Below are 21,997 nucleotides of genomic sequence, written 5' to 3' on the forward strand. Positions count from 1 at the left end.
GCGTCAGCCCTTCACGGCCCCGGACATGGCGAACGAGCCCCCGGAGAACCGCTGCACCAGCAGGTACAGCACGAGCACGGGGACGGAGTAGAGGATCGAGAAGGCCGCGAGCCGGCCGTACGCGACCGTCCCGTAGGTGCCGAAGAAGCTGTAGATCGCGACGGCCGCCGGCTGGTTGTCGGGCGAGAACAGCAGCACGAACGGGACGAAGAAGTTCCCCCAGGCCTGCGTGAACACGAAGATGAACACCACGGCGATGCCCTGGCGCATGAGCGGGACGACGATCCGGCGCAGCGCGGTCATGGAGCCCGCGCCGTCGACCCAGGCGGCCTCTTCCAGGGACACCGGCACGGAGTCCATGAAGTTCTTGGTCATCCAGATCGCCATCGGCAGCGACGTCGCCGCGAGGAAGAAGATCGTGCCGGGCACCGAGTCGAGCAGCCCCAGGTACACGAACAGCGCGTAGACCGGGACCATCATCGCCGTGATCGGCAGGCAGGTGCCGAACAGGATCGAGTACAGGAACGGCTTGCGGAACCGCATCTGGTAGCGGGACAGCGGGTAGGCGGCGAGCACCGACGCCAGCACCGTGAGGACGCCGGTGCCGAGGGACAGCACGAGCGAGTTCCACAGCGGCCGGAAGGTGGCCTCCCAGGTGAGGATCTCGGTGAAGTTGTCCGTGGTGATCGACTCGGGCAGCTTGACCGACACGGTCGCGGCGGGGTCGAGCGACGCGAGGACGATCCACGCGAGCGGGACCAGGAACGCGATGCCGACCAGCACCAGGGCGAGCATGACCAGCAGCCGGCCGGTGCGGCGCCGGGGCGACGCGACGGACGGGACGTTGCGGCCGGCGCGCCGGCGGGCCGACGACGCGACCGGGGCGGTGGGGGCGGTGAGCGCGGCCATCAGTCCACCTCCGGCTTGAGCACGCGGATGTACACGATCGAGAACACGGCCCCGACCAGCAGCGTCACGGTCGCGATCGCCGTGCCGTAGCCGACCTGCGCGAACTTGAACGCCTCCTGGTAGGCCAGCACGGGCAGCGTCGAGGAGTCCGTGCCGGGCCCTCCTCCGGTCATCACCCAGATCAGGGTGAACACCGCGAGGGTCTGCAGGGTCGTGAGCATGAGGTTGGTCGAGATCGACCGGCGGATCATCGGCAGCGTGATCCGGAAGAACCGCTGCGGGCCGGTGGCGCCGTCGATCGCGGCCGCCTCCGTGACGTCCGGCGGGACCTCGGACAGCGCGGCGCCGTAGACCATCATCGAGAACGCGGTCCCGCGCCAGATGTTCGCCAGGATCACCGCGAGCATCGGCACCGAGATGAGCCAGGTCGGGCCCTCGAGCCCGAACCACCCGAGCACCTGGTTGAGCGTGCCGTCGGTGGAGAAGAACGCGTACAGCGCGAACGCCGCGACGATCTCCGGCAGCACCCAGGCCACGACGACCAGCGCCGACACCACCGCGCGCAGCGGCTTCGCGGCGGCCCGGAGCAGCAGAGCCAGCGCCATGCCGAGCACGTTCTGCCCGATGACCGCCGACGCCCCGACGAACACCACCGTCAGCACGACGGCCTTCCAGAAGCCGTCGTCGGTGAGCAGCTCGGCGTAGTTGTCCAGGCCCACGAACTCCGGGTTCGCCGCCTTGTAGCCGGTCAGCGCCTGGTTGGTCAGCGAGCCGTAGAACGACCACAGCACCGGGCCGGCCAGGAACACCAGCATGAGCGCGACCGCGGGCAGCAGCGGCAGCAGCCGCAGCGCGGTCCGGCCGGGCCGGCGGCGGGGGCGGCGGAACCCGCCCCCCGCCGCCGGCAGGGCCGGCGTGGCGGCCGTCATCAGCCGGCGGCCTGCGTCGCGTCGTCGCCGACGATGGAGACCAGCCCGTCGTCGTAGGTCGCCGCGGCCTCCTCGGCCGTGGCCTGCCCGGTCGCCACGGACTCCGCGGCCACCTGGATGTTGGACGAGATCTGCGAGTAGTCCGGGGTCGCCGGGCGGAAGTGCGTGTAGTCGACCAGCGAGCTGAAGAACTCGAACGACGGGTTGAAGCCCAGGTACTCCGGGTCCTCCGCGACGTCGGTGCGCACCGCGATCTGGCTGTTCTCGGTGTCGTACTTGAGCGAGTTCTCCTTGTTCAGCGCGGTGGCGATGAAGTCGAACGCCGCCTGCGGGTCGCCGGCGTGCGCGCCGACGGCGAGGGTCCAGCCGCCGGACATCGAGGTGAAGCCGGGCTCCTGCCCGTCCTGGGTCGGCATGGCGGCCATGCCCAGGGTGTCCTCCCACTCGGGCCAGGCGTTGTCGCCGGTGATCCAGCCGCCGGGCAGCCACGAGCCGTCGACCGCCATCGCGAGCTCGCCCTGCGGCAGCAGCTCGGTGGCGACGCGGGCGCCGACCGACGCGTCGAGCGCGATGTCCAGCGACGGCGCGAGGCCCTCGCCGTAGATCGTCTCGAGGAACGCCAGCGAGTCGGTGAAGCCCTGCGAGCCGGTGATCCACTTCTGGGTGTCGGCGTCGTAGAGCTCGTCGTCCGTGCCGTAGAGCAGCATCTCGAAGCCCTGCATCGTCGTGGCCTCACCGGCCGCCTTGCCGGCGTACACGTTGATCGGGGTGACGTCGGGCAGCTTCTCCTTGATCGTGCGCGCGGCGGAGAGGATGTCGTCCCAGCTCTCCGGCTGCCAGTCCGTCGGGAGACCGGCCTGCTCGAACAGGTCCTTGTTGTAGTAGAGCCCGCGCGTGTCGGTGCCCATCGAGACGCCGTAGACCTTGCCGTCGTCGCCGAGCCCGGCCTGCCGGGCGGTGTCCGGGAACTGGTCCCAGTCCTCCCACGCCTCGACGTACTCGTCGATCGGCTGCAGGTAGCCGGCCGCGGCGTCCGAGCGGATCTGGAAGGTGTCCTCGTAGATGACGTCCGGCGCGGTGTCCGCCGAGCCGTTCATCAGCGCGAGCTTGGTGAAGTACTGGTCCTGCTCGGCCTCGATCGGCACCAGGTCGACGGTCATGCCCTCGTTGGCGGCCTCGTACTCGGACTTGGCCTTCTGCAGCAGGTCGTCGAGCTGCACGAACTGCGCGGTCTTCTGGTACGCGACGGTGATCGTCGAGTCGTCGGCGGCGCTGTCGCCGCCGCCGCTGCTGCACGCGGCGGTGAGGCCGAGCGCGACGACGGCCCCGGTTGCGATGACGGTCCTCTGCAGACGCATGGATGCTCCTTTGCTCCACGTGCACGGCCCCGGGCGGCGCTGCCCCGGGCACGGATAACTACAACGTCTGGATGAATTGCTGTCAAGGGTCCGGGGCGCGCCGAGACGCAACCGTGACGTCCGGAGATGTCAAAGATGTTTGACATCGGCCGCGGCCCGGTCCTACGGTCGCCATGTCAAACATCTTTGACATCTCGGCGACGCGGGAGCGAGGGGCCATGTCCTACCAGGAGAAGAACACCTGGGCGTTCGGCGTCATCGCCGTGCTCGGGTACACCGCGTACCTCGCGGTGGTGCTGAGCCGGGCCGCCGGGGGTCCGCTCACCGACGTCGCCTACGCCGGCCCGATGCTCGTGTCGATCGGCGCGGCGGTGCTCGCGGGGATCCTGGCCGGCACGGTGCTCGGCGCCACGTCGCGGGACAGGGCGGTGCGCGACGAGCGGGAGCGCGAGATCGAGCGGATGGGCGAGCGCGTCGGCCAGTCGTTCCTCGTGCTCGGCGGGCTGGGCGGGCTGGTCCTCGCGCTGCTGGAGGCCGACCCGTTCTGGATCGCGAACGCGCTCTACCTCGGGTTCGTGCTGTCGGCGGTGCTGTCCGCCGCGGCCCGGGTCGTCGCCTTCCGCCGGGGGGTCGGCCCGTGGTGAGGCCGACCGCCGTGACCAACCGGATCCGGGCGCTGCGCACCGACCGGGGGCTCACGCAGGCCCAGCTGGCGGAGCTGCTGGGCGTGACCCGGCAGACCGTGATCGCCGTCGAGCAGGGGCGCTACTCCCCCTCGCTCGAGCTGGCCTTCCAGATCGCCCGGGCGCTCGGACGGTCCATCGACGAGGTGTTCGCGTACGAGCCGGACGGAGGACGGTCATGACGACAGGGGCGAGGACGACGGGGACGAGGACGACGGGGACGACGGTGCGGGCGGTCGTCCGGGAGCGGTACGGGGACCCGGGGGTGCTGCGGGTGGTCCACCGCGCGCTGCCCGCCCCGACGGGCGACGAGGTGCACGTGCGGGTGGCGGCGGCCGGGGTCGCGATGGGCGACTGGCACCTGGTGACCGGGCTGCCGTCCGTGATGCGGCTGGTGACCGGGCTGCGCGCGCCGCGCGAGCACGGCGTCGGCCTCGACCTGGCCGGGACCGTCGAGGCGGTCGGGCCGGACGTGCCGGACCTCCGCCCGGGCGACCGGGTGCTCGGGTGCGGGCGGGCCGCGTTCGCCGAGGTGGCCGTCACGCGGGGACGGCGGCTCGCCGCGCTGCCCGCGCACGTGCCGGCCGAGGTCGCCGCGGCGGTCCCGACCAGCGGCACCACCGCCCTGCACGCGTTGCGCGCCGGCCGGGTCGGCGCCTGGACCCGGGTGCTGGTGCTCGGCGCCGGGGGCGGGGTGGGGACGCTGGCGGTGCGGCTCGCGGTGCTGGCGGGCGCCGAGGTCACAGCGGCGACGGGACGGCCCCGGCTCGCCGACGCGCTCCGGGCGGCCGGGGCCGTGGCCGTGCTGGACCGGTCGGCCGGTGCGGCGCCGGGCGCGGGCTACGACGCGGTGCTGGTCACCGGCGGGCTGACGCCGCTGCGCGACCTGCGCCGGCTGCTGGCCCCGCGGGGCTCGCTGGTGCTCGTCGGCGCGGAGGGCGGCGGCCGGGTCCTCGGCGGCGGCCTCGCGCGCCAAGCCCGGGCCGCGGCGCTCGACCCGTGGGTCCGGTACCGGCTGCGCAGCGTGGTGTCCCGCGAGAACCCGGCCGACCTCGCACACCTGCGGGACCTGCTCGCCGACGGCGCGCTCGCGCCGGTCCTCGACCGGACGTTCCCCCTCGCGGAGGCGGCCGCCGCGATCGACCACGTGGCGTCGGGCGCCGCGCGCGGCAAGGTGGTGCTGACGGTCAGCTGACCAGCAGCAGGTCCGTCGGCCGCGGGGTGAACGCGCGGCCCAGCAGGATGCAGCCCGCTCCCACGGCGCCGACCTGCGGCCCGAACGCCGACGAGGCGACGGTGAGCGCGTGCCCGCCGGGGACCACGTGCGCGGCGATCTCCGCTTCCAGCGCCGCCTCCGCGTGCGGGGCGATCCGGTCCCACAGCGGGCCGCCGACCAGCACGGCCGGGACGTCGAGCAGGTCGGTCAGCACGCCCGCGGCCATGCCGACCCGCCGGCCCGCGAGCGCGAGCACCTCCCGCGCGCCGGGGTGTCCCGCGTCCGCGGCGGCGCACAGGGCGGTCACGGCCTCGTCGACGGCGCGCGGGTCGGTGCCGTCGCCCCAGCCCGGCAGCGCGACGCCCGCGTCCCGGCCCTGCTCCGCGAGCGCCTCGGCCCGCAGCACCGCGCCCAGGCAGCCGCGCCGGCCGCACCAGCACCGGGCACCCTCGGGGTCGGCGACGAGGTGCCCCGACTCCCCCGCGTTGCCCGAGACGCCGCGCACGACCTCGTCGTGCAGCACCGTCGACACGGCGACGCCGGTGCCCAGGTAGAAGAACACGAAGTCGGACGCGTGCTCGCCGGGGTGCCACAGGTGGGCGCTCGCCGCCGCGATCACGTCCTTGTCGAGCACCGCGCGCAGCCCCGTGCGCTCGGCGACCGCGTCCCGCAGCGGCACGTCGTGCCAGCCGGGCAGGTGCGGCGGGTCGACCACGACGCCGGCCTCGACGTCGATCGGCCCGGGGGCCGCGATCCCGACGCCGAGCACCCGCTCGCGCGCCACACCGGCACCGGCGATGAGCCCCTCGATCTCGGCGACCAGGCCGGCGACGACGGCCTGCGGGTCCTCCGGGACGGGCGTCGGGACCTGCGCGCGGGCGACCACGGCGCCCGACAGGTCGAGCAGCACGAACGTCATGGTCGCGGGGTCCAGGTGCACGCCGACCGCGAACCGGCTGCCCGCGGCGAGCCGCAGCAGCGTGCCGGGGCGGCCGGGGCCGCGGCGCGCCGCCTCGCCCTCCTCGACCACCAGGCCGAGGTCGAGCAGGCGGCGCGCCACGTTGGTCACGGTCTGCGGGGACAGCCCCGTGCGCCGGGCCACCTCCGCGCGGGCGAGGCCGCCGCCGGCGCGCCGGACGACGTCCAGCACGACCGTCTGGTTGAAGTCGCCCATCCGCGGCAGGTTGGTCCCGCGACGCATCGTGCCTCCGTCCGTCCGCCGGGCGACCGGGGCGCGGCGGCGCGCCCGGGTCGGCTGGTCGCATCATGGCAGACGGTCGGCCACCCCCTCGCGCGCGGCCACCGCGGCCACCGCGGCGGCCCGGGCGCGGGCCCGCACCAGCCAGGTGCCGCCGCCGCCCGCGGCGAGCGCCGCGAGCAGGCCGAGCAGCAGCTGCGCGCCCGTGACGGCCAGGGGCCCGCCGCCGCCGGCACCCGGGCCGGAGGCCGCGGGGTCGCCGTCCGGGGTGCCGCCGGGGGTGCCGGCCGGGTCGCCACCGCCCGGGGTGCCGGGCGCGCCCGGGCCCGGGTCGAGGGGGGCGGCGCCGTCGGCGGCCCGGACCAGCACCGCCACGGTCCGCGCGGGCACCGTCACGGTCCCGCTCGCCGCGTCCCAGGTGGTCGTCCGCACCACGTCGTCGCCGCCCGCGGCCTGCACCGGCGACAGCGCGTAGGCCGCGCCGGCCAGCGCCGGGAGCTCCTGGGTCACGGCGTCCGGGGACGCGTTGAACACCACGAGCAGCCCGTCGAGGTCTGCGTCGACGTCGGGGCCGACCGTGTCGTCCACGTGCATGACGATCACGCCCGGGGTGGCGTCCGCCCCCGCGTCGGGGAACGTGAGCTTCTGCCGGATCAGGTCGGCGTCGCCGAGCCGGAACAGCGGGGTGGAGAACCGCAGCCGCAGCAGGTCGTCCGCCGCCGCGCGGGGCGGTGGCGATGTGCGCCGCGGTCGGCTTCAGCGCGGCGTCCTGCAGCAGCGGCGTCATCTGCGGCCACTTCTCCGCGTTCGCCCACGCGCCCGGCAGGCCGCGGCCGAAGCCGTTGTCCTGGCCCGTCCAGTCGATCGCGTTGAACCAGTCGCCGGAGTCGTAGCTGTCCCGGTCGAGCGACTTGGACCGCAGCTGGTCCGTGCCCGCGTGCCAGAACGACACCGTCTGGGACAGGGCCGCCGTGGCCTGCGACAGCGTGTTCATCCGCACCCGGTCGTCCATCGAGGTGGCCTGCGGCAGCTTGATCGTCAGCAGGTCGAACAGCGTCTCGTTGTCGTGCGCGTCGACGTAGCTGACCACCTCCTCGGGCGAGGTCCGCGTACCCGGCGGGCGCCCCGCGGTAGTCGATCTGGTCGCCGCGCAGCACCTCCCCGGTGTGCGTCGTGAGCACGTAGTCGCGCAGGTTGCCGGCCAGCCCGAGCCGGACCACGTCGGTCGCGAGGCCGAGGTCCTCGAACTCGGCGGCCGAGCCGGTGTTCACCGAGGCCGCGTCGCCGAGCTGGGCCTGCTGCCCGTTCGGGTCGGTCGCCAGGCCGGTGCCGAAGCCCTGCGTGAACATCGACGAGCCCTCGACCGGCGACCCGCCGTGCACCGCGTCGCGGAGCCGGTCGGAGAACGTGCCGATCCCGGTGCCGCCGAGCTGCCCCTGCGTGGCCTGCTCGAACAGCGCGTTGCCGGCGACCTCGCCGAAGTCCCAGCCCTCGCCGTACAGGTACACCGCCGAGCCGTCGACGCCGTCCGCCTCGACGGTCAGCGCGTCCAGCGCCGCCCGCACGGCCAGCATGTTCTCCCTCGAGTGGTGGCCCATGAGGTCGAACCGGAAGCCGTCGACCTTGTAGTCGCGGGCCCAGGTGACCACCGAGTCGACCATGAGCTTCTCGGCCATGGCGTGCTCGGTCGCGACGTTCTGGCAGCAGGTGCTGGTCTGCACCTGGCCGGTGCCGTCGAGCCGGTGGTAGTACCCGGGCACGACCCGGTCCAGCACCGACTTGGCGTCCTGGCCGCTCGCCGCGGTGTGGTTGAACACCTGGTCGAGGACGACGCCCAGCCCCATGTCGTGCAGGGCGCCGACCATCGTGCGGAACTCGGCGACCCGGGCGCCGCCGTCCGGGTCGGTGGCGTACGAGCCCTCGGGCGCGGTGAAGTGCCACGGGTCGTAGCCCCAGTTGAAGCCGTCGCGCTCGCGGATCGCGCCGACGGCGGCCTGCTGCTCCGTACCCGCCGGGCCGAATCCGGTCAGGTCGCCGGTGACCGCCTGGGCGTCCCGGTCCTCCTCGATCGACGCGATGTCGAACGTCGGCAGCAGGTGCACCGTGGTCAGCCCCGCGTCGGCGAGCTCGCGCAGCCGCGCGGTGCCGTCCGAGTCCCGGGCGAACGCCAGGTAGGTGCCGCGCTCGGCCTCGGGCACGGTCGGGTCGGCGATCGAGAAGTCGCGCACGTGCAGCTCGTAGATCGTGTGGTCCACGGCCCGCTCGGCGACCGGCTGGGCCGTGTCGGCCCACAGCGCCGGGCGGTACGCCGGGTCGGCCAGGTCGACCGCGACGGCGTGCGACGAGTTGAGCGTCAGGGCGACGGCGTACGGGTCGGTGACGACGTTCGTCTCGACCCGGCCGGTCGACGGGACGTACACCTCGACCTCGTACCGGTAGCGGGCGCCGGCCCAGGTGGCGTCGCCGGTCACGGACCAGGTGCCGTCCGCCGCGCGGGTGGTCGCGACGCGGGTCGGGGCGGCCGCGAGGTCCGCGCCGGGCGCCCAGGTCAGCAGCGTGACGTCCTGCGCGGTCGGTGCCCAGAGCCGGAACGTCGGGGCGCCGCCGGACCAGGTGATCCCGAGGTCCGCGTCGGCGGCCGAGGCGTACAGGTCGTCGAGCACGCCCGGGACCTGGACGCCGGTGAGGGCGGTCAGCCCGTCCGCGTCTGCCTGGGAGACCTGGACCTCGCCGGGGAGGAGCGCCGCGGCGTCGGTACCCGGGTCGAGGCGCAGCGCCACGGCGCCCGCGAGCGCCGGGACGTCGGCGCGCACGTCCGCGGGCAGCCCCGCGGCGTCGTAGGTCAGCGGGACCTCGCCGGTCCCCGCGGGCCCGGTCACCGCGCCGTCGGTCACGCCGATCCCGCCCTCGGGCGCGTGGTGCAGCGCCCAGGTCAGGTCCGCCGGGTCGGCGCCGCCGAGCAGGTCGCGCGGCCAGGCGAGCAGGTCGGCGCGCACCCAGTGCGCCCGCTGCTGCCCGACGCCGGTGAGCGGCGGGTTCTCGACGGTGATCTCCAGCAGGTGCGTCGCGACGTCGTACGCGAACGACACCTGCTCGCCGTCGGACGTCGCGAACGTGTAGTTGTCGCCGCCCACCGCGCCTCCCTGGCCGTAGTTGACGTCCCACGACATCCCGTGGGCGACCTTGACCTGGTACGAGCCTGCCGGGATCTGCGTCGTCGACCACTCGTACACGCCGTCGCCGTCCGAGTCCCTGGCCCACGTGGCCAGGCAGTCGGGGGCCCAGTCGCCGGGGCAGCCGACCGCGGCCTGGTACGACCCGGGCAGCGTGACGACCGGCCCCTGGGCCGTGTTCTGGAAGTCGCCGGACACCGGGTCCCAGTAGAACGTCACGTCGACGGGCGCGCCTCCCGGGTCGCCGGGGCACCGTGTACGCCACGTTCGCGCCGCCCACGACGCCGCCCGCGCCGTAGGCCACGTCCCAGGTCCCGTCGAGGGCGACCTTGTACTCGTAGTCGCCCGGCGGCAGCGCGAACGTGCCCTCCCAGACGCCGTCGGGGCGCTCGGCGAGCTGGGCGCCGTCGCAGTCGGGCTGCCAGTCGCCGGTGCAGCCCATCGCGGTGTTGTGGCTGCCCGGCACCGAGACGGACGTGAACGCGGCGGCCGGGTCGGCGGCTGCGGGACCGTCGGCGTCGGCGGGGTCGTCCGCGCCGGCGGTCGCGGCGCCGGAGACCAGCAGCGCCCCGGCGGCCAGCAGGGCGAGGACGCGGCGGGCGCCGCGGTGTTCGAGGGGGGTCCGGGGCACCACGGAAGGGCGCCTACGGGCGTGCGTCATCACAGGACTCCATCGTCGGGGGTGAGCGTCAGCAGCGCGGCTACCTGCGACTGTATCCGCTTGCAGAAAGGTGCGGCAACGACTTGCAGGTGCCGGCTGCGCCCGCGACGGCACGAGGCCTACGCCCTCCGGCGCGACCCCCCGAGATCTCCGGGAGGCGTGGCCGGAGACCGGAGGCCTCGTGCGGGACCGCCCCGCGTCAGTGGGCGAAGTGGCGCGTGCCCGTCAGGTAGAGGGTCACGCCCGCCGCGGCCGCCGCCGCGACGACCTCCTCGTCCCGGACCGAGCCGCCCGGCTGCACGACCGCGCGCACGCCGGCGTCCAGGAGCACCTGGAGCCCGTCGGCGAACGGGAAGAACGCGTCCGAGGCCGCGACCGCGCCACGCGCCCGCTCGGCGTCGCCCGCGTTCGCCCGCTCGACCGCGAGCCGGCACGAGTCGACCCGGTTGACCTGGCCCATGCCCACGCCGACCGACGCGCCGCCGTCCGCCAGCAGGATCGCGTTCGACTTCACGGCCCGCACCGCGCGCCACGCGAACGCCAGGTCCGCGAGCGTGGCGGGGTCGGCGGCCTCCCCCGCGGCGAGCGTCCACGTCGTCGGGTCGTCGCCCTCCGCGTCGATGCGGTCGACCTGCTGCATGAGCAGCCCGCCGCTGATCGGCCGGAGCTCGACGCCCGCGGACGGCGCGCCCTCGACCACGAGCAGCCGGATGTTCTTCTTCCGGCTCAGCACCTCGAGCGCCTCGGGCTCGTACGCCGGCGCGACGACGACCTCGGTGAACACCTCGGCGATCTGCTCCGCCGCCGCGCGGGTCACCGTGCGGTTGGCCGCGATCACGCCGCCGAACGCCGAGACCGGGTCGCAGGCGTGCGCCTTCGCGTGCGCGTCCGCGATGTCCGCGCCGACCGCGATGCCGCACGGGTTGGCGTGCTTGATGATCGCGACCGCCGGGCCGTCGTGGTCGTGCGCCGCGCGCCAGGCCGCGTCCGCGTCGACGTAGTTGTTGTACGACATCGCCTTGCCGTGCAGCTGCTGCGCCTGCGCGAGCCCGGCCGCGCCGTACCCGGAGGTGTAGACGGCGGCGCGCTGGTGCGGGTTCTCGCCGTAGCGCAGCACGTCCGCGCGGTCCCAGGTCGCGCCGACCCAGGCCGGGAAGCCGGTGCTCACGCCGTCGACCTCGTCGGTCGTGGTGGCGACGTTGCCCATCCAGGACGCCACCGCGACGTCGTAGGTGGCCGTGTGCACGAACGCCTGCGCGGCGAGCCGGGTGCGCTCGGCCAGCGTGAAGCCGCCGCCCTGCACCGCGGCGACGACCTCGTCGTACCGGGCGGGGTCCACGACGACCGCGACGCTCGGGTGGTTCTTCGCCGCGGCGCGGACCATCGACGGGCCGCCGATGTCGATCTGCTCGACGCACTCGTCGGGGGTCGCGCCCGAGTCGACGGTCTCCGTGAACGGGTACAGGTTCACGACGACCAGCTCGAACGGTGCGACGCCCAGCTCGTCGAGCTGCGCCAGGTGCTCCGGGCGACGGGTGTCGGCGAGGATGCCGGCGTGCACGCGCGGGTGCAGCGTCTTCACGCGGCCGTCCAGGCACTCGGGGAAGCCGGTCAGCTCCTCGACCCGGGTCACCGGCACGCCGGCGGACGCGATCGTGCCGGCGGTCGACCCGGTGGACACGAGCTCGACGCCCGCGGCGTGCAGGGCGGTCGCGAGCTCGACCAGGCCGGACTTGTCGTAGACGGACAGCAGCGCGCGGCGCACCGGGCGGCGGGTGCCGCCGGCGGTCGGGTCGGCGACGGGCTCGACGGGCGGCAGGGCGTGGGACATGGCGGTCCTCCGTGTGGTCGGTCGGGCACCACGGGGGTGCCGCTCGGGACCTGCGCACCCAGGCGGACGGTGCATCGGCGGGACTGCCTCGGCCGCTCCCTGGTGGTCAGTTCCACCTCGACGCCAGTCACGACCGGGGACGAGCCTAGCCGACCGCGCCGCCGGCGTCGGCGGCTCAGTCCGTCCGGCGGCCCTTGGCGAAGTAGGCGATCGGGCCGACCCAGTTCACCAGGATCGCGAGGCCCCACGCGGCCTTCGGGCCGTTGACCTGCGCCGGCGGCCGCTTCGCCAGGTCGCGGTAGGCCGCGGCCGTCAGCGCGAGCTGCGCCGCGGTGAGGACGACCGTGCCGATCTTGCGGCGCGTGCTGAGCTCGGACCAGTGCTTCCCCGCGCGTGCGTGTCCCATGGCCCGACGCTACGCGGGCGCCTCGCCACGCGGCAGGGGCCGGAGGTCCCGCACCGGGTGCGGCCCTACCCGACGGTGACGGTCCGGCCGTCGACGGTCAGCCCGCCCGCGACGATCCGGCCCACCCACTCGACGAGCAGGCGGCGCTCCGCGACCTTGATCCGCTCGTGCAGCGCGGCCTCGTCGTCGCCGGGGCTCGACCGGCACCGCGACCTGCGCCACGACCGGGCCGGTGTCCACCCCGGCGTCGACGACGTGCAGCGTGCAGCCGGTGACCTTCGCGCCGAACGCGAGCGCGTCCCGGACGGCGTGCGCGCCGGGGAACGCGGGCAGCAGCGCCGGGTGCGTGTTGACGACCCGGGCGGGCCACCGGTCGAGAACGGCGCCGCCGAGGATCCGCATGAACCCGGCCGACACGACGAGGTCGGGCCGGAACACCGCGATCGCCTCCGCGAGCGCGCGGTCCCAGGCGGCGCGGTCGTCGAAGTCGCCGGGCGCCACGACGGCGGTCGGCACGCCCGCGGCGCGCGCGAGGTCCAGGCCGCCGGCGGACGCGCGGTCGGCCACGACGCCGACCACGCGGCCCGGGTAGGCGGGGTCGTCGTGCGCCGCGAGCAGCGCCGCGAGGTTGGTCCCGCCGCCGGACACCAGCACGACGAGCCGGCCGGCGGCGCGGGTGGCGGGTCGGGGCGCGTCGGGGGTGCTGGGGGTGGGGGCGGCCATGACCGCACACCCTAACCGCGCGCCCCGACCGCCTGGGCACACCTCCACCGACCTGCCCGCTCGCCTGCCTGCCCCCCACCTCCGCCGAGATGGCAACTCTCGGCTGCGCCGAGCCGCTCACCGACAGCCGAGAGTTGCCATCTCGGCGAGCGGGTCCGGGTGCGGCCGCGCGCGGGTGGTGCGCGAGAATGGCCCGCGTGAGCAACCCGTACGCCCCGCCCTCGTCCGACCGCGCCGCCGCGGACGGCCGCGGGGGTGCCGCGGGCGGCCCCGGGCGCACGGCGGGCGGCGACCCGACGGACCCCGGCGACCCGACCGGCCCGGGCCCCGTCGGCCCCACCGGACCCGGCCCCGGCCCGTCCGGCCCCGGCCATCCGCTGCCGCCGCACCCCGCCCCGGGGCCGCACCCGCCGCGCCCCCACCCGGGCCCGGCCGCCCCGCCGCCGTCGCCCGAGGCGCTCGCCCGCGTCGGGCGGCTCGTGCGGCACTTCGGCGTGTGGCTGCTCGCGGGCGTCGCGGTCACCCTGCTGCCGCTGCCGTGGCGGTTCGCCTCGATCGTGTTCCTGGTCGGCGCCGTCGTCACCGGCGTCCGCGCGCTGCTCGCCGTGGTCCGCTCGGGGCTGCGCGGCGGCGTGGGCGCCATGCTGGTCGCCGGGCTGCTGATGACGGGGCTCGTGCTCGTCGGCTCGCTGGGCTCGCTCGCGACCTGGCGGGTCGACGCCGACCGGCAGGCGTGCCTGCAGGGCGCGCTGACGCGGTCGGCGGAGGCGGCGTGCGAGCGCGCCTACGACGACGCGGTGGGCGACCTGACGAACCGCCTGACCGGCGGGCGCGGCTGAGCCGGGCTCAGCCCTTTCGCCCCGACCCCGTCACCCCGGCCCACGCCCGGCGCGCCGCCCGGGCGACCGCCGCGCGCACGTGCCGGTCGCCCGGCAGCAGCACCACCAGCGCCCCGACGGCGACCCCTGCGGCGACCGCCAGCGCCACGAGCGCCGGCTCCGGGCCCAGCTCCGTCATCCGCCCCGGACCGATCCCCCCGCGCGCGAGCGCCGCGAGCACCAGCGCGCCGAGCCCGGCGGTCGCGGCGGACACCAGGCCGGCGACCGGGGCGTCGAGCGCGCGCTCGGTGACCAGCCGGCGGCGCAGCACGAGCGCGGCCGCGGCGCCGGCCAGCAGCGTGACGACCGGGACCGCCACCAGGACGCCGCCCACCACGTCCGGCGCGGGCAGCGCGCCCAGCAGCGGCACCGCCGGCAGCGCCCCGGCCTGCACCCCGCCGACGGCGAACGACGTGCCCGTGCCGACCGCGAACCCCGGTCCCACGAGCCAGGCCAGCGCCCACAGCACGAGGGTCGGCGCGTACGCGAGCTGCGCCACGGCGAGCACGATGCCGCCCACCGCGTCGAGCCGCAGGCTGCCGACCACCTCCGCCACCGCGCTCCGGCCCGTCAGGACCCACAGGGTCGCGAGCACGGCCGCCAGCAGCACCAGCGTCGCGAGCGCGGTCGTCCCGGCGGCGACGCCGTGCGCGACGGGCTCGGGCAGCCGCGCGCGCACCGGCTGCACGACGTCCCGGAACCGCGGCGCCTCCGGGCGCCGGAGCAGCCCCGCGCCGAGCCCGGTCGCCGCGACGACCGCCGCGCCGAGCAGGCCGACCCCGACGTGCAGCAGCGGCACCCCCGTGGCGAGGCCGACCACGAGGACCACCCCGACGTACGCACCGACGCCGGCCCCGAACGCGGAGCGGGTGGCGTACCCGGACCGGCGCGCGGAGGCGTAGCAGCCGAACACGGCGAGCGCGGTCAGGCCCAGCGGCACGAGCGTCACGGACGGGGCGTCGGTCAGCGGGACGCCGTGCGCGAGCAGCCACAGCCCGGCGGCCACCTCGACGGCGCGGGTCCACGGGATCCCGGTCGTCGCCGGCGCCGCCGAGGTGGCGACGTAGGCGGCGATCGCCGGCAGCACGACCACGAGCAGAGACAGCAGCGCCGCCTGCAGGCCGGCCAGCATGCCGCCGACCCAGCGCGGGGCGCCGTCGAGGTCGCTCACGAAGAACCGCGGCGGGGCGGCGTCGTCGACCACCCGGCGCCGCGGCCGGCCGCCGGGCGCGCCGGAGCCGCGTCCGTCGGGGCGGGTGCCGGGCGCGTTGCTCACCGGTCCATGGTCCCCGCCGGACGGCGCCGGGCGGCCGAACCGGCCCGGCGCGCCGCGGGGTGGCGTGCCCCACGCCGCGGCGCGCCGGCGGGCGGGACGGTCCGGGGACGCCGACGGGCGCCGCACCCCGGGGGGGGTACGGCGCCCGTCGTGCGTGCGTAGGTCAGCTGAGCAGCGCGCGCGCCAGCTCGGCCGTCTCGGTCGGCGTCGTGCCGACCTTCACCCCGGCGGCCTCGAGGGCCTCCTTCTTGGCCTGCGCGGTGCCGGCCGAGCCGGACACGATCGCGCCGGCGTGGCCCATCGTCTTGCCCTCGGGGGCGGTGAAGCCCGCGACGTAGCCGACGACCGGCTTGGTCACGTGCTCGGTGATGTACGCCGCGGCCCGCTCCTCGGCGTCGCCGCCGATCTCGCCGATCATCACGATGAGGTCGGTCTCGGGGTCGGCCTCGAACGCGGCGAGCGCGTCGATGTGCGTCGTGCCGATGATCGGGTCGCCGCCGATGCCGACGGCCGTCGAGAACCCGAGGTCCCGGAGCTCGTACATCATCTGGTAGGTCAGCGTGCCGGACTTCGACACCAGGCCGATCCGGCCGGGGCCGGTGATGTCCGACGGGATGATGCCGACGTTCGACTTCCCGGGGCTGATGAGACCCGGGCAGTTGGGGCCGAGCAGCCGGACACCCTTGGCCTGGGCGTAGGCGAAGAACTCGGCCGTGTCGGCGACCGGGACGCCCTCGGTGATGATCACGATCAGCGGCACGCCGGCGTCGACGGCCTCGATGACGGCGGCCTTGGTGAAGGCCGGCGGCACGAAGATGACCGACACGTCGGCCTTGGTCGCCTCGACGGCCTGGGCCACCGAGCCGAACACCGGGATCGCCACGGTCAGGCCGGAGCCGTCGCCGCGGGGGAACTCGACGCTGGTGCCCGCCTTGCGCGGGTTCACGCCGCCGACGACGGTGGTGCCCGACGCCAGCATGCGGGTGGTGTGCTTGCTGCCTTCGGACCCGGTCATGCCCTGCACGATGACCTTGGAGTCCGCGGTCAGGAAGATCGCCATGGTGGGTTGTCTCTCGTCTCTCGCGTCGCTGCGGTCGGTCAGGCGGTGGCGGCCAGGCGGGCGGCCTCGGCGGCGCCCCCGTCCATGGTCTCGGCCAGCGTGACGAGCGGGTGGGCCGCGTCCCGGATGATCCGGCGGCCCTCGAGCACGTTGTTGCCGTCCAGGCGCACGACCAGCGGCTTCGTGGCCTCGTCGCCCAGGATGCCGAGCGCCGCGACGATGCCGTTGGCGACCGCGTCGCACGCCGTGATGCCGCCGAACACGTTGACGAACACCGACTTGACCTGCGGGTCGGACAGGATGATGTCGAGCCCCGCGGCCATCACCTCGGCCGAGGCGCCGCCGCCGATGTCGAGGAAGTTCGCCGGCTTCACGCCGCCGTGCTGCTGCCCGGCGTACGCGACGACGTCGAGGGTGCTCATGACGAGCCCCGCGCCGTTGCCGATCACGCCGACCTCGCCGTCGAGCTTGACGTAGTTGAGGCCCTTCTCCTTGGCCTTTCCCTCCAGCGGGTCCGCCGCGGCCGCGTCCTCGAGGGACGCGTGGTCCTCGTGCCGGAAGTCGGCGTTGCCGTCCAGCGTCACCTTGCCGTCGAGCGCGACGACGTCGCCGGCCTCGGTCAGCACGAGCGGGTTCACCTCGACGAGCGTGGCGTCCTCCTCGCGGTAGACGTCCCACAGCGTCGTCAGCACCGCGGCGACCTTCGGGCCCACCTCGGCGTCGAAGCCCGCGGCGGCGACGATCTCGTCGGCCTTCGCCTGGTCGATGCCGACCCGCGGGTCGACCGGGACCTTCGCCAGCGCCTCGGGGCGCTCGACCGCGAGCTGCTCGATCTCCATGCCGCCCTCGACGCTCGCCATCGCGAGGTACTGCCGCTCGGCGCGGTCGAGGAGGAGGGAGAAGTAGTACTCCTTCGCGATGCTCGCGCCGGCGGCGATCATCACGCGGTGGACGGTGTGGCCCTTGATGTCCATGCCGAGGATCTCGCCGGCGCGCTGCTCGGCCTCCTCCGCGGAGCGGGCGATCTTGACGCCGCCGGCCTTGCCGCGGCCACCGGTCTTCACCTGCGCCTTGACGACCACCACGCCGGTCGCGCCGTCGGCGCCCAGCAGGGTCTCGGCCGCCGCACGCGCCTCGGAGGGCGTCGTCGCGACGATCCCTCCCAGGACGGGTACCCCGTGCCGCTCGAAGATGTCACGTGCCTGGTACTCGAACAGGTCCACCTGCTGCGGTCCTTCCCTCGCCCTGCGGTCCCGTGGGTGGGATCTGGCTGCTCTGCCGCGGACGATCGTAGCCCGGGGCCCCGGGTTTATCTCCACGTCGAGATATGTGACCCAGGTCGCACGGTTTTCGTCAACGTGCCTTGACACGCTGACCGCGCGTCAAGCAGAGTTGACACATGACCGGCACCGACCCCACCACCGACTCCGCCGACGGCGCGCTCGCCGCGGCGACGGCCGACGACCCCGCCACCGGGCTGCGCGCCGTGCGCTCCCTGCGGGTGCTCGCCGACCGCCTGGAGACCCTGCAGGTCGTCCGGGCCCGCGAGCTCGGCTGGTCCTGGCAGGACATCGCGGACGCCCTCGGCGTGAGCCGGCAGGCCGTCCACCAGAAGCACCACCGGAAGGCCTGAGGGCCGCCGGCGCGGCCGGGCCGCCCGGCGCGTCCCGCCACCCCCGAGAGGAGACGACGATGTTCGAGAGGTTCACCGCCGGCGCCCGCGCCGCGGTCGTGCAGTCACAGGAGATCGCCCGCGACCTGGGCGACGCCCGCATCTCCCCCGCGCACCTCGTGGTCGCGGTCGCGTCCGTCCCCGATCCGGCGGCCGAGGCGCTCGCCGCGCAGGGCGCCGACCGGGCCGCGCTGCTCGACGCGTTCGACGGCGACGGGCTCGACGCCTCGGCGCTGGCGGCGCTGGGGATCGACCTGGACGCCGTGCGCCGGCGCGCGGACACGGTGTTCGGGGCGGGCGCGCTGGACCGGGCCGACCGGGCGCGCCGGCCGGCGTCGGGCGGGCGGCGCGGCATCGCGGCCGGGCACGTGCCGTTCACCCGGGACGCCAAGAAGACGCTCGAGGTCGCGCTGCGCGAGGCGATCCGGCTCGGGCACAAGCGGATCGAGGCCGGGCACGTGCTGCTCGCGGTCGTCCGGCTGTCCGACACCGACGGGTACGCGCTGCTCCGCCGCGCGGGCGTCGACCCGGCGGCCCTGGCGGCGGACGTGACGGCCCGCCTGGCCGCCGCCGCGGCGGCCTGACGTACGACACCCGGCCCACGGTGTCCGGCCCCGCCCACGACGATCGTCGTGGGCCAGGCCGGACGCCGTAGGCGGCGCCCTGGGAGCGCCGCGGGTCAGGCGGTCGGGACCGGGTAGCCCTCGGAGGGCTGGACGACCACGAACCCCGGGCCGTGGAACGCGTACTGGAACGCCTCCCCCGTGCCGCCCCGCAGCAGCGAGCTGACGTTCATGCTCGACACCACGCCGGGCGTGAGGTTCGCCGACCAGCACACCGCCGCGTTCGGGTCGACGAACGTCGGCTGCTGCGAGCAGTCGAGGATCATCGGCTGGCCGTGCGAGGTCAGCGCGACGGTGCCGTGCCCCTGGATCAGGGTGTTCCAGAACCCACCGGTCATCATCCCGGCGCCCTTGGTGCGGTGCATGTCCCACTGCAGCGCGGCGTCGAACGCGAGCAGCGAGGAGCCGCCGACGCTGATCGCGTCACCCTCGAGCTGGAGCAGGAACACGTGCTCGGCGGCGCGCGCGAAGAACACCTCGCCGGGGCCCGAGACCCGCATGAGCGGCTGGTCGTCGGCGCTCATCGCGCGCTTGACGAACCGGGCGAGCGAGCCGGACGACTCGTGGTGGAACTGCACCTGGCCCTGGTGGGCGACCATCGCGCCCTTCGCCGCGAGGACGTCGGGGCCGAGCGTGACCTTGAGCATCTTGGTGCTCTGCAGGACGAACCGCTCGGCGGTCTGCACCTCGGCGTTGGCCTGGTCGAAGATCGGGCTGCGCATGCGCCGATCATGCCCGAGATGCGCAGGTGGTGGCGTCGCGGCCGCCGCGCGGACGGCGGGGATCACCCGTCCGCCCGCGCGTCGGTCAGAGCTTGGTGACCGGCGAGTACCGCAGCAGCAGCCGCTTGGTGCCCTCGGTGCCGAAGTCGACCTTGGCCACCGCGTTCGGCCCGCCGCCCTCGACGGCGACGACCGTGCCGAGCCCGTACGCGTCGTGCGTGACCTTGTCCCCGACGGTCAGCGTCGGGATGGCCGCGTCCGGGCGCGGGGTGGCCGAGCCGAACGTCGCGCCGCCCGACCCGGGGGCCTTGCGGGGCGGCTCGCCCGCGCGGGACGCCGCGGAGCTCTTCTTCCAGCTCTGCGTGGACCCGGACCCCGACGACGACCGCTCGCCGTAGCCGCCGCCCGAGGCGTACCCCGAGCGTCCGCCCAGGAACCCGCCCGGCCCGCGCAGCCGGTCGTTGGACGACTCGCGCCGCCGCCAGTCGATGAGGTCCTCGGGCAGGTCGTCGAGGAAACGGCTGGGCGGGAACTCGTTCGGCACGCCCCACGCGGTCCGGACCGCCGCGCGCGAGATGTAGAGCCGCTGCCGCGCGCGGGTCAGGCCCACGTAGGCCAGCCGGCGCTCCTCGGCGAGCTGGTCGGTGTCGGCGAGCGACCGCATGTGCGGGAACGTGCCGTCCTCCATGCCGGTGAGGAACACGACCGGGAACTCCAGGCCCTTGGCCGTGTGCAGGGTCATCAGCGTGATGACGCCCTGGTCCGGCTTCGGCTCGCCCCCCTCGTCGTCGCCGCCGTCGTCGGACGGGATCTGGTCGGAGTCGGCGACCAGCGACACCCGCTCGAGGAAGTCGGCGAGGTCACCCTCGGGGTCGGACTGCTCGAACTCGGAGGCCACGGCGTGCAGCTCGGCGAGGTTCTCGACCCGGGTCTGGTCCTGCGGGTCCTCGCTCGCGCGCAGCTCCGCCAGGTAGCCGCTGCGGTCGAGCACGACCGACAGGATCTCGGCCGGGCCGGCCCCCGACTCGGTGAGCGCCCGCAGGTCGGCCATCATCTCGGCGAACGCGCGCAGCCCGGTGATCGCGCGCGTGCCGAGCCCGGGCACCTCCTCCAGGCGCTCCAGCGCGGTGCCGAACGACACGCGCTCGCGCTCGGCGTAGCCCGCGACCATCGCCTCGGACCGGTCGCCCAGCCCGCGCTTGGGCACGTTGAGGATGCGGCGCAGGTTGACGTCGTCGTCCGGGTTGGCGATCGCGCGCAGGTACGCCACGGCGTCCTTGATCTCGCGCCGCTCGTAGAACCGGGTGCCGCCGACGACCTTGTACGGCAGGCCGACGCGGATCAGCACCTCCTCCAGCGCGCGGGACTGCGCGTTGGCCCGGTAGAAGATCGCGACGTCGCCGGGGCGGACGCCGTCGGAGTCGCCGAGGCGGTCGATCTCCTCCGCGACGAACCGCGCCTCCTCGTGCTCGTTGTCGGCGACGTAGGCGACGATCTTCGGCCCGGAGCCGGAGTCCGTCCACAGCCGCTTGGGCTTGCGGCCGGGGTTCTTGCTGATCACCGCGTTGGCGGCGGACAGGATGGTCTGCGTCGACCGGTAGTTCTGCTCGAGCAGGATGGTCGTGGCGTCCGGGTAGTCGGCCTCGAACTCCATGATGTTGCGGATGCTGGCGCCGCGGAACGCGTAGATCGACTGGTCGGCGTCGCCGACGACCGTCAGCTCGCCGCGCGGGACCGCGGCGTCGGCGCCGGGGTCGGCCGCGCCGACGCCCGCGAGCTCGCGCACGAGCACGTACTGGGCGTGGTTGGTGTCCTGGTACTCGTCGACCAGCACGTGCCGGAACCGGCGGCGGTAGTGCTCCGCGACGGCCGGGAACGCCTGCAGCAGGTTGACCGTCGTCATGATGAGGTCGTCGAAGTCGAGGGCGTTCGCCTGGCGCAGCCGCTGCTGGTAGCGGGTGTAGACCTGCGCGAGCGCCTGGTCGAAGTCGTTGGACCCGCCCGCGGTGGCCGCGAACGCGTCGGGGTCGACCAGCTCGTCCTTGAGGTTGGAGATCTTGGACTGCAGCGCCTTGGGCGGGTACTTCTTCGGGTCCAGGTCGAGCTCGCGCGCGACGAGGCTCAGCAGCCGCTGCGAGTCCGCGGAGTCGTAGATCGAGAACGACTGCCGCAGGCCGAGCGTGGTGGCCTCGCGGCGCAGGATCCGCACGCACGCCGAGTGGAACGTGGAGACCCACATCATCCGGGCGGACGGGCCGACCAGGGACGCCACGCGCTCGCGCATCTCGGCGGCGGCCTTGTTGGTGAAGGTGATCGCGAGGATCTCCCCGGCCCGCGCCTGGCGGGTCGCCAGCAGGTGCGCGATGCGGTGCGTGAGCACCCGGGTCTTGCCCGAACCGGCGCCCGCGACGATGAGCAGCGGGCCGCCGTGGTGCAGCACGGCGGCGCGCTGCTGCGGGTTCAGGCCGACCAGCAGCGCGTCCGCGTCGATCGACGGTGCGCGGCCGCGGTCGCGCGGCGCGTCGCCGTCCCGGGGCGCGTCGGCGCCCGAACCGTCGCCGGGCAGGTCACCGCGCGGCGGCACGGCGGCCGGCAGGCGACCGAGGTCGGAGAGGGCGAGTCCGGGCAGCGGCAGGTTCTCGAAGAGCGACGTCATGGCAGGGCCAAGCCTAGGCGCCC

General features: G+C 75.1%; 18 protein-coding genes, 4 pseudogenes and 1 riboswitch. Of the genes and pseudogenes, 6 read left to right on the top strand and 16 right to left on the bottom strand.

Annotated elements, in window-relative coordinates; genetic code table 11:
• Positions 1-3: 3 nt before the first annotated feature.
• The 3 genes from FKM96_RS04755 to FKM96_RS04765 are packed head-to-tail and all read right to left on the bottom strand — an operon-like array spanning position 4 to position 3,196.
• On the bottom strand, positions 4-909 hold the full coding sequence (locus tag FKM96_RS04755) for a carbohydrate ABC transporter permease (RefSeq protein WP_147794270.1): 906 nt from the start codon (positions 907-909) through the stop codon (positions 4-6).
• Positions 909-1,838, bottom strand: a complete 930-nt coding sequence (locus tag FKM96_RS04760; protein WP_147794271.1) for a carbohydrate ABC transporter permease — start codon at positions 1,836-1,838, stop codon at positions 909-911. The genes FKM96_RS04755 and FKM96_RS04760 overlap by 1 nt, the downstream gene beginning before the upstream one ends.
• A complete protein-coding gene (locus FKM96_RS04765) occupies positions 1,838-3,196 on the bottom strand; it encodes an extracellular solute-binding protein (protein ID WP_147794272.1) in 1,359 nt (452 codons plus the stop codon). Before FKM96_RS04765 ends, FKM96_RS04760 begins: the two co-directional genes overlap by 1 nt.
• Before the next feature lie 173 nt (positions 3,197-3,369).
• Between FKM96_RS04765 and FKM96_RS04770 the strand changes: the two genes are divergently transcribed.
• Genes FKM96_RS04770 through FKM96_RS04780 form a run of 3 tightly spaced genes read left to right on the top strand, consistent with a single transcriptional unit; the run spans position 3,370 to position 5,074 of the window.
• Positions 3,370-3,840 carry a hypothetical protein gene (locus tag FKM96_RS04770; RefSeq protein WP_246855203.1) on the top strand — a complete coding sequence of 157 codons (471 nt, stop codon included), beginning with the start codon at positions 3,370-3,372 and terminating at the stop codon, positions 3,838-3,840.
• Positions 3,834-4,061, top strand: a complete 228-nt coding sequence (locus FKM96_RS04775) for a helix-turn-helix transcriptional regulator (RefSeq protein WP_147794273.1) — start codon at positions 3,834-3,836, stop codon at positions 4,059-4,061. Before FKM96_RS04770 ends, FKM96_RS04775 begins: the two co-directional genes overlap by 7 nt.
• Positions 4,058-5,074, top strand: coding sequence for an NAD(P)-dependent alcohol dehydrogenase (locus FKM96_RS04780; RefSeq protein ID WP_210417368.1), 1,017 nt, complete (start codon positions 4,058-4,060; stop codon positions 5,072-5,074). Before FKM96_RS04775 ends, FKM96_RS04780 begins: the two co-directional genes overlap by 4 nt.
• Here the strand turns inward: FKM96_RS04780 and FKM96_RS04785 are convergent.
• The 8 genes and pseudogenes from FKM96_RS04785 to purN all read right to left on the bottom strand — a co-directional run bounded on the left by FKM96_RS04785 (position 5,067) and on the right by purN (position 13,087).
• Entirely contained in the window at positions 5,067-6,296 is a 1,230-nt protein-coding gene (locus FKM96_RS04785; RefSeq protein ID WP_147794274.1) for an ROK family protein, read from the bottom strand. The two genes, FKM96_RS04780 and FKM96_RS04785, sit on opposite strands and share 8 nt — an antisense overlap.
• A 63-nt stretch (positions 6,297-6,359) precedes the next feature.
• Positions 6,360-7,001 carry an alpha-1,6-glucosidase domain-containing protein gene (locus tag FKM96_RS21805; protein ID WP_371300524.1) on the bottom strand — a complete coding sequence of 214 codons (642 nt, stop codon included), beginning with the start codon at positions 6,999-7,001 and terminating at the stop codon, positions 6,360-6,362.
• 76 nt (positions 7,002-7,077) lie between these two features.
• Positions 7,078-7,305 (bottom strand): annotated as a pseudogene (locus FKM96_RS22130) (hypothetical protein); the annotation flags it as partial.
• A 145-nt stretch (positions 7,306-7,450) separates the two neighbouring features.
• Positions 7,451-9,685, bottom strand: a pseudogene (locus tag FKM96_RS04790) (DUF3372 domain-containing protein); the annotation flags it as partial.
• 82 nt (positions 9,686-9,767) lie between these two features.
• Positions 9,768-10,127 (bottom strand): annotated as a pseudogene (locus FKM96_RS22135) (hypothetical protein); the annotation flags it as partial.
• Positions 10,128-10,326: 199 nt separating this feature from the next.
• Positions 10,327-11,958, bottom strand: a complete 1,632-nt coding sequence (gene purH, locus FKM96_RS04795) for a bifunctional phosphoribosylaminoimidazolecarboxamide formyltransferase/IMP cyclohydrolase (RefSeq protein WP_147794275.1) — start codon at positions 11,956-11,958, stop codon at positions 10,327-10,329.
• Positions 11,959-12,007: 49 nt separating this feature from the next.
• A riboswitch (ZMP/ZTP riboswitch) is annotated at positions 12,008-12,099 on the bottom strand.
• A 34-nt stretch (positions 12,100-12,133) separates the two neighbouring features.
• Entirely contained in the window at positions 12,134-12,364 is a 231-nt protein-coding gene (locus FKM96_RS04800; protein WP_147794276.1) for a PLDc N-terminal domain-containing protein, read from the bottom strand.
• A 65-nt stretch (positions 12,365-12,429) separates the two neighbouring features.
• Positions 12,430-13,087, bottom strand: a pseudogene (gene purN / locus FKM96_RS04805) (phosphoribosylglycinamide formyltransferase).
• Between the two features lie 197 nt (positions 13,088-13,284).
• On the opposite strand from purN, the gene FKM96_RS20535 reads away from it, so the two are divergent.
• Positions 13,285-13,926, top strand: coding sequence for a hypothetical protein (locus tag FKM96_RS20535; protein WP_168216819.1), 642 nt, complete (start codon positions 13,285-13,287; stop codon positions 13,924-13,926).
• A 7-nt stretch (positions 13,927-13,933) separates the two neighbouring features.
• On the opposite strand, the gene FKM96_RS04815 is transcribed toward FKM96_RS20535, so the two are convergent.
• The 3 genes from FKM96_RS04815 to sucC all read right to left on the bottom strand — a co-directional run bounded on the left by FKM96_RS04815 (position 13,934) and on the right by sucC (position 17,524).
• The gene (locus FKM96_RS04815; RefSeq protein WP_246855204.1) at positions 13,934-15,241 is read right to left on the bottom strand and encodes a DUF6350 family protein; all 1,308 of its coding nucleotides are present in this window, start codon (positions 15,239-15,241) and stop codon (positions 13,934-13,936) included.
• Positions 15,242-15,404: 163 nt separating this feature from the next.
• On the bottom strand, positions 15,405-16,301 hold the full coding sequence (gene sucD / locus FKM96_RS04820; protein ID WP_147794277.1) for a succinate--CoA ligase subunit alpha: 897 nt from the start codon (positions 16,299-16,301) through the stop codon (positions 15,405-15,407).
• A 38-nt stretch (positions 16,302-16,339) separates the two neighbouring features.
• Positions 16,340-17,524: an ADP-forming succinate--CoA ligase subunit beta gene (gene sucC / locus FKM96_RS04825; protein WP_147794278.1), complete on the bottom strand. Its 1,185-nt coding sequence runs from the start codon at positions 17,522-17,524 to the stop codon at positions 16,340-16,342.
• 176 nt (positions 17,525-17,700) lie between these two features.
• On the opposite strand from sucC, the gene FKM96_RS04830 reads away from it, so the two are divergent.
• Entirely contained in the window at positions 17,701-17,934 is a 234-nt protein-coding gene (locus tag FKM96_RS04830; RefSeq protein WP_147794279.1) for a helix-turn-helix domain-containing protein, read from the top strand.
• Between the two features lie 59 nt (positions 17,935-17,993).
• Positions 17,994-18,557, top strand: a complete 564-nt coding sequence (locus FKM96_RS04835) for a Clp protease N-terminal domain-containing protein (protein ID WP_147794280.1) — start codon at positions 17,994-17,996, stop codon at positions 18,555-18,557.
• 95 nt (positions 18,558-18,652) lie between these two features.
• Here the strand turns inward: FKM96_RS04835 and FKM96_RS04840 are convergent, their stop codons facing one another.
• Both FKM96_RS04840 and pcrA read right to left on the bottom strand, forming a co-directional pair.
• Entirely contained in the window at positions 18,653-19,318 is a 666-nt protein-coding gene (locus tag FKM96_RS04840) for an AIM24 family protein (protein ID WP_147794281.1), read from the bottom strand.
• A gap of 85 nt (positions 19,319-19,403) precedes the next feature.
• Positions 19,404-21,974 (bottom strand): DNA helicase PcrA, encoded by a 2,571-nt coding sequence (gene pcrA, locus FKM96_RS04845; protein WP_147794282.1) that lies wholly within the window; start codon positions 21,972-21,974, stop codon positions 19,404-19,406.
• Positions 21,975-21,997: the final 23 nt, after the last annotated feature.

Source organism: Cellulomonas sp. Y8 (assembly GCF_008033115.1).
GTDB lineage: Bacteria > Actinomycetota > Actinomycetes > Actinomycetales > Cellulomonadaceae > Cellulomonas.

Coding starts and splice junctions, on each gene's coding strand:
- FKM96_RS04755 (WP_147794270.1), bottom strand. CDS start 909: ATGGCCGCGCTCACCGCCCCCACCGCCCCGGTCGCGTCGTCGGCCCGC.
- FKM96_RS04760 (WP_147794271.1), bottom strand. CDS start 1,838: ATGACGGCCGCCACGCCGGCCCTGCCGGCGGCGGGGGGCGGGTTCCGC.
- FKM96_RS04765 (WP_147794272.1), bottom strand. CDS start 3,196: ATGCGTCTGCAGAGGACCGTCATCGCAACCGGGGCCGTCGTCGCGCTC.
- FKM96_RS04770 (WP_246855203.1), top strand. CDS start 3,370: ATGTCAAACATCTTTGACATCTCGGCGACGCGGGAGCGAGGGGCCATG.
- FKM96_RS04780 (WP_210417368.1), top strand. CDS start 4,058: ATGACGACAGGGGCGAGGACGACGGGGACGAGGACGACGGGGACGACG.
- FKM96_RS04785 (WP_147794274.1), bottom strand. CDS start 6,296: ATGCGTCGCGGGACCAACCTGCCGCGGATGGGCGACTTCAACCAGACG.
- purH (WP_147794275.1), bottom strand. CDS start 11,958: ATGTCCCACGCCCTGCCGCCCGTCGAGCCCGTCGCCGACCCGACCGCC.
- FKM96_RS04800 (WP_147794276.1), bottom strand. CDS start 12,364: ATGGGACACGCACGCGCGGGGAAGCACTGGTCCGAGCTCAGCACGCGC.
- sucD (WP_147794277.1), bottom strand. CDS start 16,301: ATGGCGATCTTCCTGACCGCGGACTCCAAGGTCATCGTGCAGGGCATG.
- FKM96_RS04830 (WP_147794279.1), top strand. CDS start 17,701: ATGACCGGCACCGACCCCACCACCGACTCCGCCGACGGCGCGCTCGCC.
- FKM96_RS04835 (WP_147794280.1), top strand. CDS start 17,994: ATGTTCGAGAGGTTCACCGCCGGCGCCCGCGCCGCGGTCGTGCAGTCA.
- FKM96_RS04840 (WP_147794281.1), bottom strand. CDS start 19,318: ATGCGCAGCCCGATCTTCGACCAGGCCAACGCCGAGGTGCAGACCGCC.
- pcrA (WP_147794282.1), bottom strand. CDS start 21,974: ATGACGTCGCTCTTCGAGAACCTGCCGCTGCCCGGACTCGCCCTCTCC.